Source organism: Sphingomonas sp. ABOLG (assembly GCF_003950435.1).
Lineage (GTDB): Bacteria > Pseudomonadota > Alphaproteobacteria > Sphingomonadales > Sphingomonadaceae > Sphingomonas > Sphingomonas panaciterrae.
In genome coordinates this window covers 90191-104144 of the sequence record NZ_QQWW01000001.1, presented here as the reverse complement: position 1 = coordinate 104144, position 13954 = coordinate 90191, and the positions used below count along the sequence as shown (strand labels likewise).

General features: G+C 66.9%; 13 protein-coding genes. 1 reads left to right on the top strand and 12 read right to left on the bottom strand.

Annotated elements, in window-relative coordinates; all coding sequences use genetic code 11:
* Positions 1 to 18: 18 nt before the first annotated feature.
* Positions 19 to 1206, bottom strand: coding sequence for a hypothetical protein (locus CA236_RS00520; RefSeq protein ID WP_125944131.1), 1188 nt, complete (start codon positions 1204 to 1206; stop codon positions 19 to 21).
* Between the two features lie 66 nt (positions 1207 to 1272).
* A complete protein-coding gene (locus tag CA236_RS00515; RefSeq protein WP_046409952.1) occupies positions 1273 to 1566 on the bottom strand; it encodes an Hpt domain-containing protein in 294 nt (97 codons plus the stop codon).
* Between the two features lie 83 nt (positions 1567 to 1649).
* Here CA236_RS00515 and CA236_RS00510 point away from each other — a divergent pair, with 83 nt between their 5' ends.
* Positions 1650 to 3956 carry a hypothetical protein gene (locus CA236_RS00510; protein WP_125944130.1) on the top strand — a complete coding sequence of 769 codons (2307 nt, stop codon included), beginning with the start codon at positions 1650 to 1652 and terminating at the stop codon, positions 3954 to 3956.
* Positions 3957 to 4028: 72 nt separating this feature from the next.
* Here CA236_RS00510 and CA236_RS00500 read toward each other — a convergent pair whose 3' ends face one another.
* The 10 genes from CA236_RS00500 to CA236_RS00460 all read right to left on the bottom strand — a co-directional run bounded on the left by CA236_RS00500 (position 4029) and on the right by CA236_RS00460 (position 13918).
* Entirely contained in the window at positions 4029 to 4316 is a 288-nt protein-coding gene (locus tag CA236_RS00500; RefSeq protein WP_046409950.1) for a DUF1467 family protein, read from the bottom strand.
* A gap of 6 nt (positions 4317 to 4322) precedes the next feature.
* A complete protein-coding gene (locus CA236_RS00495; protein WP_046409949.1) occupies positions 4323 to 5903 on the bottom strand; it encodes a ribonuclease J in 1581 nt (526 codons plus the stop codon).
* Positions 5904 to 6177: 274 nt separating this feature from the next.
* Positions 6178 to 6978 carry a type III pantothenate kinase gene (locus CA236_RS00490; RefSeq protein ID WP_125944128.1) on the bottom strand — a complete coding sequence of 267 codons (801 nt, stop codon included), beginning with the start codon at positions 6976 to 6978 and terminating at the stop codon, positions 6178 to 6180.
* Between the two features lie 11 nt (positions 6979 to 6989).
* A complete protein-coding gene (locus CA236_RS00485; RefSeq protein WP_269430572.1) occupies positions 6990 to 7709 on the bottom strand; it encodes a biotin--[acetyl-CoA-carboxylase] ligase in 720 nt (239 codons plus the stop codon).
* A 26-nt stretch (positions 7710 to 7735) separates the two neighbouring features.
* The gene (nuoN, locus tag CA236_RS00480) at positions 7736 to 9196 is read right to left on the bottom strand and encodes an NADH-quinone oxidoreductase subunit NuoN (RefSeq protein ID WP_046409947.1); all 1461 of its coding nucleotides are present in this window, start codon (positions 9194 to 9196) and stop codon (positions 7736 to 7738) included.
* A complete protein-coding gene (locus CA236_RS00475) occupies positions 9196 to 10770 on the bottom strand; it encodes an NADH-quinone oxidoreductase subunit M (protein ID WP_125944127.1) in 1575 nt (524 codons plus the stop codon). Before CA236_RS00475 ends, nuoN begins: the two co-directional genes overlap by 1 nt.
* Positions 10767 to 10892 carry a hypothetical protein gene (locus tag CA236_RS19230; RefSeq protein WP_277600057.1) on the bottom strand — a complete coding sequence of 42 codons (126 nt, stop codon included), beginning with the start codon at positions 10890 to 10892 and terminating at the stop codon, positions 10767 to 10769. The genes CA236_RS00475 and CA236_RS19230 overlap by 4 nt, the downstream gene beginning before the upstream one ends.
* Positions 10889 to 12988: an NADH-quinone oxidoreductase subunit L gene (nuoL, locus tag CA236_RS00470; RefSeq protein WP_125944126.1), complete on the bottom strand. Its 2100-nt coding sequence runs from the start codon at positions 12986 to 12988 to the stop codon at positions 10889 to 10891. The genes CA236_RS19230 and nuoL overlap by 4 nt, the downstream gene beginning before the upstream one ends.
* 7 nt (positions 12989 to 12995) lie before the next feature.
* The gene (gene nuoK / locus CA236_RS00465) at positions 12996 to 13298 is read right to left on the bottom strand and encodes an NADH-quinone oxidoreductase subunit NuoK (RefSeq protein ID WP_046410045.1); all 303 of its coding nucleotides are present in this window, start codon (positions 13296 to 13298) and stop codon (positions 12996 to 12998) included.
* Between the two features lie 8 nt (positions 13299 to 13306).
* The gene (locus CA236_RS00460; RefSeq protein ID WP_046409944.1) at positions 13307 to 13918 is read right to left on the bottom strand and encodes an NADH-quinone oxidoreductase subunit J; all 612 of its coding nucleotides are present in this window, start codon (positions 13916 to 13918) and stop codon (positions 13307 to 13309) included.
* Positions 13919 to 13954 lie beyond the last annotated feature (36 nt).

Genomic DNA, 13954 nt, shown 5'->3' with positions numbered 1-13954 from the left:
GCCCTAGCGCGGTCGACGTTAAGGCGCTGCTAAGCGCGCGCGTAAAGTTTCGATGGCGAGCGCAAGCGTCACCGTGGCGTAGATCGCCGCTCCGGTCAGCCCCACCATGGACCAGCCGATCAGCGCGCCGAGCGCCAGCACCAGCAGATAGGCCGAGGGATCACCCCAGAACATCGGGCGATCCGCCGCCGCAGCGCGGAGCCCCAGCGCCCCGGCCACGACCAGCGCCAGCGCCACGATCAGCGCAGTGAGCTCGCCCGTTTCGGCGTCGATCGCCCGGCCCAGCACCATCGCTGCGATCGCCGGTACGCCATATGTCAGCGCATCGGTCATCCGCCCCAGCAGCTCCTCGTCGCGCAGCCAAGCAAAGCTGGAGGCGATGGTCGCTGCGATCACGCCCAGCAGCGCAAGAAGAAGCCCTACGGCCGCCTGTCCGGCCCATAACGTGGCGAGCCCGCCCAGCGATACGATCGCCGCACCGGCGGCCATAGCGGCGGTCGGCACGTGGCGCCGCATCAGCGCGGGTAGGCACAGCTTGGCAACCGGCCGCACGATCCACCGCTGGAACCAGCCCGACCGGCTCGCCACCGCTGCGCTCACCACCGCGCGGCTGCGTGTTTCCAGCGTGTCGCGCCGCCGTTCGATCCCGTGCCCCGCGCCGCGTTCGTCGTCGGGCATCTGCAATCGCAGCGCGCCCGATTGCGCCGCCACATGGAGCAGCGCCGATTGCACGTCATAGTCGCGCGGCATGGCGGCGACATCGCCCAGATGGCGGCCATCGAGGCGCGCGATCCCGGCCCACGCATCGCCCCCACCGATCAGCTCATAGGCGGCGTCCGCTTCATCCTCCGCGGCGACCAGCAGGACATCGCCCCCTTCCCGCGCAATCGGATGCAGGATCGCGTCGGTCGTCACCAGCCCGTCAGCCAGCACCAGCAGGTGCGACAGAGGGTGCAGCCGCGCGGCGGCCTCCGCGGCGCTGCGCACGGTATCGACGGTCACGCCGCGCCGGCCGATGCGGGCTACGGCGCCCAGCAATTCGGGGGTGACGCGCGCGACGACGACGACGATCTGCGCCGCGCCCCCGGCGATCAGCAGGCGCGCCTGATATTCCACCACCGTCATCCCCGCGAAGGGCAAGGTGGCGGCCAGCGTCCCGGGCCGGTCGTCGGCTTCCTGTACGGCAAAGATCAGCCCTGCGAGCATCGGGCGCTGTTACGGTCAGTCCCGGACCGGAGCAATCGCGAACCGCGGCCGGACGGGCTTGCTAGCTTACAATCGTGCGATCATCTGCCGCAACTGCTTCACCATCAACGCATCGCCCGCAGGCTTGCGCGCCGCTTCCGTCGCGAGCGCCGCGAGGCGGACGGCACCGAAGCTCGCCGCCAGCCCCTTCAGCCGCCACGCCGCCGCCTGCCACGCCGCGTCATCCTGCGCGCTTTCGATCGCCGCCAGCCCGCGTCGGGCACTGTCGCGAAAGGCAGCGCGCAGCTCCGCGATCAACGCCGGGTCGTCGCCCACCGCCGCGCTCAGCGCCGCATCAATCGCACCGGGATCAACCGCCATGCACATGCCGCTAGCATGCAACGCTTAATCGCAGGTTGCCGCTATTTGCTTTGAGCGACATGATTTCGTGTTACACCTGCGACATGACCGGGGGCCCGACGATCATCGACATGCGCACGCGCAAACCCAGCGACGCAGCAATGCACAACATGGAGGAATCTCCAGCCGTGATCGCCGAGCAGGTAACCGTGGAAAACCAGGAAGCTATATACCTGCCTGAGGGCGTGGAGCCGGTATCGCCGTGGCGGACCATCGGACCGGTCGCGCTGGTCGGGGTATCGCTTATCTGGGTCGCGGCGCTCGTCTGGCTGGCGCGCGGTGACCTGGCCGCCATGTCCGCACTGGATCTGGCGCAGTTCGGCGCCGCGCTGGTGGCCGTTCCCGCGCTGGCAGGGATCATCTGGCTGGTCGCGCTGCGCACCAGCCGTGCGGAGGCCGAGCGGTTCGGCGCCACGGCCGCCGCCATGCGTGAGGAGGCCGCCGCGCTCGAACGCACCGTCGCCTCGCTCGCCGCCGCGCTCGATGCGAACCGGGACAAGCTGGCCGAGCAGGCCAGGCAGCTGAGCGCGCTGGGCGACAGCGCGACGGCGCGGCTGTCCTCGATCGGCCGCGGCCTGTCGGAGGAGATCGACCAGGCCGATGTCCACGCCCGTTCGCTGGCGGAGGCCGCGACCACGGCGCAGAACAGCCTGTCGGTGCTGCTCGCCACCATGCCCAAGGCGCAGAGCGAGGCTGAGGGGCTGACCACCCGCATCGAGAATGCCGGGCTGGCCGCCGGGCAGCAGGCGGCGGCGCTCGACGCGCAGATCGTCGCGCTGGCGGAGCGTGGCCGCGAGGCGGAAGCGGTCGCTGGCGGCGCGGCGCAGAAGCTCGCCGCGCACATCGGCCGGATGGAAGCGACCAGCGAGACTGCCGGGGCGAGGCTCGAGGCGGTCACCGGCGAAATGTCCGCCGCGGTCGACGCACTGCTTGATCGCACCGCACAGGCGATCGATGAATCGCGCAAGGGGATCGCGGCGCAGGCCGACGCGATGCTGGCGATGGTCGGCACCAACCAGGCCGCGCTTGACACCGCGGCGCGCGAAAGCGCGGAGTCGCTCGCTGAGCGGATCGCAGTGATCGAGGTAGTGATCGATCGCATCACCGAACGGCTGGATCAGCAGCGCCATGCCAGCGACGGGCTGATCGGCGATCTCCAGGGCGCGCTCGGCGGGATCGAGGATCGCCTCGGCCGCCTGCACCAGCAGGGTGTCGAACGCTCGCAGATGCTCGCCGCGTCGATTTCGGCGCTCGGTGGCTCGGCCGACGCGATGACCCAGGCGCTGGCCGCTGGCGACGCCATGGCGGGTCGCGCGATTGAAACCACCGAAGCGCTGCTGCTCGCGCTCGATTCTGCCACGCGCGAGATCGACGAGACGCTGCCGGCCGCGGTCGATCGGCTCGACGACCGCGTTGTCGCCGCCAAGGCGGTCGTGGTCGCCGCCAAGCCGGAACTCCTCGCGCTCGTCACCGCTGCGGAAAGCACCCATGAAGCGATCGAGGCGATTGCCCAGGTCATCGCCGAACAGCGCGGCAACGTCGACTCGCTGACCGGCACATTGCTTGAAACGCTGGCGACCGGCCGCGCGAAGGCGGACGCCATGGGCCAGATGGTCGACGAGGCCGCGGACCGCGCCAACCGCTTCGCCGAAGAGGCCGCCCCCCGCCTCATCGAAATGCTGCTTCGGGTGCGGGACACCGCCACCCAGGCGGCGGAGCACGCCCGCGAGGTGCTGGCGCGCGTCGTGCCGGAGGCCGCCGACGCGCTCGAAAAGTCCGGTGCTGCCGCGCTCCGCCGCGCCGTCGATGCCGGCCTCGACCAGCAGATTGCGCAGATCGCCAGCACCGCCGATGCGGCGGTGGGTGCCGCCACCCAGGCCGCGGCGCGTCTCGATCAGCAGCTACAGGCGATCCACGCGCTGACCGTGGCGGTTGACGAGCGCATCGACACCGCGCGCACCGAGCGTGAGCAGCACGAGCAGGAAAGCTTCGCCCGACGCGCCGCGCTGCTGATCGACTCGCTAAACTCGTCCGCGATCGACATCACGCGCAACTTCGCCACCGATGTCGCCGACAGTGCCTGGGCGGCCTATCTGAAGGGCGATCGCGGTGTCTTCACCCGTCGTGCCGTCCGCCTGCTGGGCGATGTCGAGCATCGCGAGATCGCGGCGCTGTATGACGAGGATGAGGCGTTCCGCGATCAGGTGAACCGCTACATTCATGATTTTGAGGCGATGCTGCGCACAATCCTGGCGCAGCGCGACGGCTCGCCGCTTGGCGTGACGTTGCTGTCGTCGGATATGGGCAAGCTCTACGTCGCGCTCGCCCAGGCGATCGAGCGGCTGCGCTGACCCGCGGCACCCCGCCGCATCGGCACACAAGAAAGAGCGCAGGGGCGGTCGCCGCTCCTGCGCTTTTTCGTATCAATCGACGGTCGAGGTCCCGATCCCGTATTTGGTCATGTCGACCATGTCAGGCGTGATCCAGCCGTAGAGATAATTGGCGAAGAACAGCGCGAACAGCACCGTTGCGACGATCGTGACGCGCAGGGCAGTGCGCCCGGCGGCAAATTGATGCGGCGCGCTGTCTGCCTGGCCGGGCACATGTTCCTCGCCCGCTTCCGCGCTGGTGCGCACCCCGAACGGCAGCACCAGAAACACGGAGAACGCCCAGAACAGGATGTAGATCGCCAGCGCCGACGTCCAGTTCATCGCTCGTCAGACCTCCAGCAGCAGAACATCGACCACGGGCTTCTTGCCCGTCCAGCGGGTGGCACAGCGCCGAACCGCGAGGCGAATGTCCTCCCGCAGGCGATCCATGTCACGCGCGCCGCCCGAAACCGCCTCGGCTGCGGCGTCCTCGGCATCGGCGATGAAGGCGTCGCGCTCTTCCTCGACCGGAATGCCCTGCAAGCGGACCTGCGGCGATCCGGCGACGCGCCGGTTCTTGCCCACCGCCACCGCGACGGAGATCTGGCCATGCAGGCTGATCCGGCGACGTTCGTTGATCGTGCCGCCATCCGCCGGCAGGATCACGTCACCGTCCAGCACCAGTCGCCCGACCGGCGCATGGCCGATCTTGGCAGGGGCGCCCGGGGCCAGCCGCACCAGGTCGCCATCGTTCTGCACCAACGTCTCGGGAATCCCCTTCGACAGGCCGAACCGCGCATGCTCCATCAGGTGGCGCATCTCGCCATGCACCGGCACCAGGATGCGCGGCCGCAGCCAGCCGTACAGCGCCTCCAGCTCGGGCTGTCCGGGGTGGCCGGACACGTGAACATGCGCCTGCTTCTCCGTCACCATCTTCACGCCGCGTCCCGCCAGCGTGTTCTGGATCCGGCCGATCGCGACCTCATTGCCGGGGATCTGCTTGGACGAGAAGATGACCGTGTCACCCGACTCCAGCTTGATCGGGTGGTTGCCCGTCGCAATCCGCGCCAGCGCAGCGCGATCCTCGCCCTGGCCGCCCGTCGCCACCACCAGCACCTTGTTGCGCGGCATCCGCATCGCCTCCTCGGGCGACACGGTATCGGGGAAGTCCTTCAGATAGCCGCAGGCGCGCGCGACCTTGATGATCCGGTCAAGCGAGCGCCCCGCAACGCACAGCGCCCGCCCAGTCTCGACGGCAACCTGCCCCAGCGTGTGGAGGCGCGCTGCGTTGGAAGCAAAGGTCGTCACCACCACGCGGCCCCGTGCGGCGGAAATCGCCTCCAGCAGGCCGGTCTGGACCGTGCCCTCCGATCCCGACGCCTCGGCATTGAAGACATTGGTCGAATCGCACACGAGGACGTCGATGCCGCGGTCGCCGATCGCCGTCAGCTGCTCGGGCGAGGCGGGCGTCCCGATCACCGGCGCCGCATCCAGCTTCCAGTCGCCGGTGTGGAACACCCGGCCCGCGGGCGTCTCGATCACCAGCGCATTGGCCTCTGGGATGGAGTGCGACATCGGCACGAACTCGAACCCGAACGGTCCGACGCGGAACGCCTCGCCCGGCTGGATCACGCGGATCTTCACCCGGTCGGCGATCCGCTCCTCCTCCAGCTTGTGCCGGATCAGGCCCGCGGTGAACGGCGTCGCATAGATCGGCACGCCCAGGTCATCAGCCAGATACGGCAGCGCGCCGATATGGTCCTCATGGCCGTGCGTGATGACGATGCCGTCCAGCGTGTCGAGCTGATCCTCGATGAAGCTCAGGTCCGGCAGGACCAGGTCGATCCCCGGATATTGATGGTCGGCAAAGGTAACGCCGCAATCCACCATCACCCACCGGCCATCATGGCCGTACAGGTTCACGTTCATCCCGATTTCACCTGAGCCGCCGAGGGCGCAGAAGAGCAGTTCGTTCTTCTTCTTGGAAATGATCTCAATCCTTCACTGCCCGCGAAGCAACGCCCGGCGGGTAGGCGCACGCTCCGGCGCGCCGTTTCACGCGACCTCCAATATGGGGGAGGCCTTCCCCAATCCCGTCGCCCGCTTTGTCCAGCGGGCGCCTAATGCTGCTGCCGATAGGGCCGTCGTCTCGACGCCGGTATCGTAGCCGGCGGGCAACCTTGCCCTTCAGCGGCAGAGAAACTCACGCAGCAATATGGGCGCGCTCCCACATGATCGCCAGCCCCTGGATCGTCAGGTCGGGCTCGATCGCGTCGAACACGTCGGTATGCTGCTCGAACAATGTCGCGAGGCCACCGGTGGCGATCACCTTGGCGGGCCGGCCGATCTCCGCCTTCATGCGGCTGACCAGCCCCTCGATCATGGCGATATAGCCCCAGTAGATGCCGATGTTCATCTGATCTACCGTGTTGCGGCCGATCACGCCGACATTGCCCTTGGGCGCCTCGATGGCGATCCGCGGCAGCTTCGCCGCGGCATTGACCAATGCGTCGAGCGACAGGTTAATTCCCGGCGCGATGATCCCGCCCTTATAGGCGCCGTTGAAGTCGGACACGTCCAGCGTCGTCGCGGTGCCGAAATCGATCACGATCAGGTCACCCGCGTGCAGCGCATGCGCCGCAATCGTATTCACCGCGCGGTCCGCACCCAGGCTTTGCGGCTCGTCAACGTCCAGCGCGACGCCCCATTCCACCGGCGGCCGTCCGGCGATCAGCGCATCGGCGCCGAAATATTTGCTCGAAAGCACTTCCAGGTTGTGCAGCGCGCGCGGCACCACCGTGGAGATGATCACCCCGTCGACATCGCTGCGCTGATAGCCTTCCAGCGCCAGCAGCTGGCTCAGCCAGACGGCATATTCGTCGGCGGTACGGCGCGGGTCGGTGGCAATCCGCCACCGGGCGCGGATCTCACGGCCGCCCTCTGGCCGCAAGGCGATCAGCGCGAACACCACATTGGTATTTCCCGCATCAACCGCGAGCAGCATCATCCCCTCCCCTACACCAGGAACACGTCGGCCGCGTGAATGACACGCGTGGTTCCATCCGCCAAGCGCAGCCGTAGCGCGCCGTCGCTGGCCAGACCATCATATTTGCCGGCAACCGACGTCCCGTCGGACAGGTTGGCAATCAGCGGCGTACCCGGCGCATGCGCCTGCCGCTCCCACCGCGCGATGACCGGCGGCAGCCCGTCACGGCGCCACGTCTCCAGCCATGTCGCGAAATCTGCCACCAGATGCTCGAACAGCTCGGCAGCGGAGTGGACCCACAGCCGGCCGGCAAGGCTGGCGGTCTGCCGCCCCTCGATCGACGGATGGCTCGACAGATTGACGCCAAAACCAGCGACGATCGCATCGCCGTGCCGCTCCAGCAGGATGCCGGCAAGCTTGGCGTTATCGAGCAGCAGGTCGTTGGGCCATTTGATCGTGACGGTCGGGCAGCCGAGCGTCCCGATCGTGTCCGCCAGCGCGACCGCGCACACCAGCGCCAGCGACGCGGCGGGCGGGTCATCGGCCCGCACCCGCACCAGCGTGCTGGCATAGACATTCCCGATCGGGGAGCTCCAGGCCTTCCCCTGCCGCCCGCGCCCGGCGGTCTGCCGCTCGGCACGCAGCCAGCTCCCTTCCGGGGCGCCGGCCGCGGCGAGGGCCAGCATGTCGGCGTTGGTGGAGCCGGTTTCCGCGACCGTGCGGATGCGGTCGCCCGCCGTGCCCTTCACCGCGACACCGTCACGCCGCTGAACCGTCAGAACAGCGCCTGCGCAGCGTTGATCGACCAGGCACTGAGCAGCGGGATGGCCAAATAGCCGAGCGGCGACACGGCCACTGCCGCGACAGCGATCATCCCGCCCTCCAGCTTGTCACCCTCGCCAAACGGCACCGTCGGCTCGTCGAAGTACATCGTCTTGACGACGCGCAGGTAATAATAGGCACCGATCGTGCTCGCCGCGATGCCGATGACGGCCAGCGGGAACAGCCCGGCGCGCACCGCCGCATCGAACACCGCGAACTTTGCCCAGAAGCCGAACAGCGGCGGAATGCCAGCCAGGCTGAACATGAAGATCGCGAGCCCGGCCGCCAGCCACGGCCGCGTGCGCGACAGGCCCGACAGCGACGCCAGCGTCTCCACCGGCTGTCCTTCGGGCGTGCGCATCTGCAGCACGACCAGGAACGAGCCCAGCGTCATGATGACGTAGATCGTCATATAGGTCAGCACGGAGGCGACGCCCTCGGGCGTGCCCGCGGCAAGACCGATCAGCGCGAAGCCAACGTTGTTGATCGACGAATAGGCAAGCAGTCGCTTGATGTTGCTCTGGCCGATCGCGGCAACCGCACCGAAGATGATCGAGGCGAGCGCCGCGAAGATCACGATCTGGCGCCACTGGTCCTCGGCCGGGCCCATCGCCTCGATCGCGACACGAACGGCGAGGCCGACGGCGGCAACCTTCGGCGCAGAGGCGAAGAAGGCAGTGACCGGCGTCGGTGCGCCTTCGTACACGTCCGGGGTCCACATGTGGAACGGCACGGCGCTGATCTTGAACGCGATGCCGGCGAACACGAAGACCAGGCCGAACATCAGGCCGATCGACCGCCCGTCACCGCTCAGCGGCGATGCGGCATAGGCCCCGGCGATTTCGTCGAACATGGTCGAGCCGGTGAAGCCGTACACCAGGCTGATGCCATAGAGGAGGATGCCGCTCGCCAGCGCGCCGAGCACGAAATACTTCAGGCCCGCCTCGGCCGACCGTTGGTCCTGCCGCATGAAGCTGGCGAGGACATAGGCGGCAAGGCTCTGCAGCTCGAGGCCGATGTACAGCGTCAGCAGATCGCCCGCCGATACCATCACGCCCATGCCGATTGCCGACAGAAGGATCAGCACCGGATATTCCGGGCGCAGATTCTCGCCTGCCGTCCGCTCGAAGAAGCGCGGCGCGAGCAGGATCGCGACCGCCGCGGCGAAATAGATCAGCACCTTGGCGAAACCGGCAAAGGCATCCGCGCGGTACATGCCGTCGAACGCAGCGCCGCCGTTGGTTGCCGGGCCGATCAGCGCCAGGCACGCGCCGCCAAGGATCGCCACCGCGGTCCAGGACACGGCGCGCGTCGACGCGGAGCCGCCCCACGCAGCCACCAGCATCAGTGCCAGCGCACCCAGCGCCAGCACGATCTCGGGAAGGGTCATCGCGACCTGCGATGCGTAGTCCATCAATGCGCCTCCCCATGGGCGTCAGATACAGCAGCAGAAGAACCGGCGGCCGAATGGCCCGCACCATGCGCGGCAGGCGCCACGCCAGTACCCGGCGTGGGCAGTGAATCGCCCGCCGGACGATCACGATCGATCCGGGCAAGCAGGCGCTCGGTGTCGGCACGCATCGGGGCAATGAAGCTTTCCGGATACACGCCCATCCACAGGACGACCGCGGCGATCGGTGCCAGCAGCCACATCTCGCGCGCCGACAGGTCGGGCATCGCGCGGACTTCCTCCGACTTGATCTCACCCCACACGACGCGACGGTACAGATACAGCATATACGCCGCGCCCAGGATGATGCCGGTCGTGCACAGCAGCGCGATCGTGGTCGACACTTGATAAGTGCCCATCAGTGCCAGCAGTTCGCCCGGGAAGTTGCTGGTGCCCGGCAGGCCGATCGAGGCCATGGTGAACAACAGGAACAGGATCGCGTAGCGCGGCATGTTGTTGGCGAGGCCAACGTAACGCGAAATCTCGCGGGTGTGCAGCCGGTCGTAGATGACGCCGACGCACAGGAACAGCGCGCCCGACACCAGGCCGTGGCCCAGCATCACCAGCATCGCACCCTCGATGCCCTGCGCGTTGAACGCGAACAGGCCGATCGTCACGATCGCCATGTGCGCGACCGACGAATAAGCGATGAGCTTCTTCATGTCGGACTGCACCAGCGCGACAAGGCTGGTGTAAATCACCGCGACTGCGCTCAGGCCGAACACCAGCCACACCAGCGATGCGGACGCCTCCGGGAACATCGGCAGGCTGAAGCGCAGGAAGCCATAACCGCCCAGCTTCAGCAGCACGCCCGCCAGGATCACCGACCCCGCGGTCGGCGCCTGCACGTGCGCGTCGGGCAGCCAGGTGTGCACCGGCCACATCGGCATCTTCACGGCGAAGGAGGCGAAGAAGGCGAGCCACAGCCACGTCTGGACGTCCGGCGGGAAGTCATAGTTCATCAGCACCGGGATCGACGTCGTGTCGGCGGTGATGCTCATGTAAAGCATGGCGATGAACATCAGCAGCGAGCCGAGCAGCGTGTACAGGAAGAACTTGTACGACGCGTAGATGCGGTTCGCCCCGCCCCAGATGCCGATGATCAGGAACATCGGGATCAGGCCGGCTTCGAAGAAGATGTAGAACAGGAAGATGTCCTGCGCCGCGAAGGTGCCGATCATCAGCACCTCGGTCAGCAGGAACATCGCCATATATTCCGGCACGCGCTTCTCGATCGCCTGCCACGATGCCCCGATGCAGATCGGCATCAGGAACACGCTCAGCATGATCAGCAGCAAGGCGTAGCCGTCGATGCCCAGCGCCCAGGCGAACCGCCCGAACACCGGCGCATATTCGACGAACTGCCACTGCGCCCCGCCAATGTCGAAGCTGAGCCACAGGATCACGCCCAGCGCGAGATCGGCCAGCGTCGCCGCCAGGGCGAGCCAGCGCGCGCTCTGGGCGGACAGGAAGAAGCAGGCGATCGCGGCAATGGCCGGGATCGCGAGCATCACGGAAAGGATCGGGAAACCGGTCACTTCGCCCCCAACAGACCGTTCGGGCGGAACGTCACGACGCCCAGCCCTGCCCCTTCGAACGGGGTGAAGAAGTACAGCGCCTTGCCAGGCTCGGCGCGAACGAAAGAAGCGGCGTGGGTCATCCTGCGATCACCCAAGTTACCGCGGCGGTGAGGCCGATCAGCATCACGAACGCATAGGTATAGACGTAGCCCGTCTGGATCCGCCCGGCGACGCGGCTCGACTGAGCCACGATCCAGGCCGATCCGTTCGGCCCGAAGCGGTCGATCGTACCTTCATCACCCTTGTGCCACAGGAAGCGGCCGATGGCGAAGGACGGGCGCACGAACAACAGGTCGTACAGCTCATCGAAATACCATTTGTGGGCGATGAAATTGTACAGGACGTCGAACGTCGTGGTGAACCGCTTCGGTACGTCGGTCCGCCAGATGTAGGCGATCCACGCCAGCGCCAGGCCGATGATCATCACGATCGTCGCGGCCAGTTTCACCAGCAGCGGCACCTCGTGCATCTCGTGCGCCAGATGCTCGTTGAACGCGAGCGACCCGCGCCAGAACGCCTCGCCCGCCTCCGGCTCGATGAACCAGTAATGGAACACATAGCCGGCGAGCACCGCGCCGATCGACAGGACGATCAGCGGGATCAGCATGACCAGCGGGCTCTCATGCGGATGATAGCCAGCGGTGCCGGTCGGCACGTCATCGGTGTCCGCGCCATGCGCGTGCGGCGAATGGCCGGCATCCTCATGCGCGACACCGCCACCATGCGCCTCCGCGGCATGATCGTCCGCGTCATGGACGGGATGATCATGGTGATGGTCGTGCACCGCGTGCTGGATATGCTCCGACCCGGCCCAGCGCGGCTTGCCCCAGAAGGTCAGGAACATCAGGCGCCACGAGTAGAAGCTCGTCAGCAGCGCAGCGAAGGTACCGACCCAGAAGGCGCCCTGCCCGCGGCCCGATGCCCAGGCCACTTCAAGGATCGCGTCCTTCGAGTGGAAGCCGGCAAAGCCACCGATGCCGTAGATGCCCACGCCCGTGATCGCCAGCGTACCCAGCATCATCGCCCAGAAGGTGATCGGGATATGCTTACGCAGGCCACCGTAGAAGCGCATGTCCTGCTCATGGTGCATCGCATGGATGACTGAGCCGGCACCCAGGAACAGCAGCGCCTTGAAGAAGGCGTGCGTGAACAGGTGGAACATCGCCGCGCCATACGCACCAACGCCCGCGGCGAAGAACATATAGCCGAGCTGCGAACAGGTCGAATAAGCGATCACGCGCTTGATGTCGGTCTGCGTCGTGCCGACGGTCGCGGCGAACAGGCAGGTCGCGGCGCCAACGCCGGTGACTACCATCAGCGCGGTCGGCGACGCTTCGAACATCGGCGACAGGCGGCAGACCATGAAGACGCCGGCAGTGACCATCGTCGCCGCGTGGATCAGCGCCGACACCGGGGTCGGGCCTTCCATCGCGTCCGGCAACCAGGTGTGGAGGCCCAGCTGCGCCGACTTGCCCATCGCGCCGACGAACAGCAGCAGACAGATCACCGTCATCGTGTCGAAGCGATAGCCAAGGAAGCCGATCGTCGAGCCGGCCATGCCCGGTGCCATCTCGAGGATGGCCGGGATCGAGACGGTGTCGAACACCAGATAGGTGGCGAAGATGCCCAGCATGAAGCCAAGGTCGCCGACACGGTTGACGACGAACGCCTTGATCGCCGCCGCCTGCGCGCTCGGCTTCTTGAACCAGAAACCGATCAGCAGATAGCTGGCGAGGCCGACGCCTTCCCAGCCGAAGAACATCTGGATCAGGTTGTCGGCCGTCACCAGCATCAGCATCGCGAAGGTGAACAGCGACAGATAGGCGAAGAACCGCGGCTGATCCGGGTCCTCGCTCATATAGCCCCAGCTATAGAGGTGAACGAGCGCAGAGACGCTGGTGATCACCACCAGCATCACGCTGGTCAGCGCGTCGACCCGCAGCGTCCAGGACGCGTCAAACGTGCCGGAGGTGAGGAAGTGCAGCACCGGCGTCACGCTGGCGCTCATCCCGCCCGACATGAAGCCGAGGAAGATCGGCCACGACAGCGCGCAGGAGATGAACAGCGCGCCCGTCGTCACGCCCTTGGCAACAACGCCGGGGATCGACTTGTTGCCGAAGCCAGCGATGATCGCCGCGAGCAGCGGCAGGAATACGATGAAGAGGATCGAGGTCACGGGTCGTTCAGCCCTTCATCCGGCTGGGATCATCAACCGAGATCGAGCCCCGGCCACGGAAGAAGATGACGAGGATCGCCAGACCAATCGCCGCCTCGCCGGCAGCCACGGTCAGCACGAACATCGCAAAGACCTGCCCCACCAGATCGCCCAGCGCCGAGGAGAAGGCGACGAGGTTGATGTTCACCGCCAGCAGGATCAGCTCGATCGCCATCAGGATGACGATGATGTTCTTCCGGTTGAGGAAGATGCCCAGCACCCCGGTCGTGAACAGCAATGCCGCCACGACGAGGTAATGGACCAGACCGATTCCGCCACTCACAGCTTCACCCCCTGCCCGATTTCCGGCCGCACGTTGCGCGTCGCATCCTGCGGGCGCCGCGCGATCTGCTGCGCGATGTTCTGCCTGATGACCCCGCCACGCTGGCGATGCGTCAGCACGATCGCGCCGATCATCGCGACCAGCAGCACCAGGCCCGCCGCTTCGAACACGAAGAGGTAGCGGGTGTACAGCAGGTTGCCGATCGCCTGGACGTTCGGGATGGTCGGATCGATCGGCGCACCGCGGCGTGCCAGGTCAACCCCGCCCTCGCTCCATGCGCCGACGCCGATGATGATCTCGCACACCAGCGCCACCGCCAGGACCAGGCCAATCCCGAAATAGCGCACGAAACCAGCGCGCAGCTCGGCGAAGTCGATGTCGAGCATCATGACCACGAACAGGAACAGCACGGCGACCGCGCCGACGTACACGATGACGAGCAGCATCGCGATGAACTCGGCGCCGACCAGCACCATCAGGCCCGCGGCGTTGAAGAACGCCAGGATCAGCCACAGCACGCTGTGCACCGGATTGCGCGAGGCAATCGTCATCACGCCCGAAACGAGCACCACGATCGCGAAAAGGTAGAAGGCGAGGGCCTGGATCATGCCGACACCTGGAAAAGCCGTTGAATCATCGCGCGC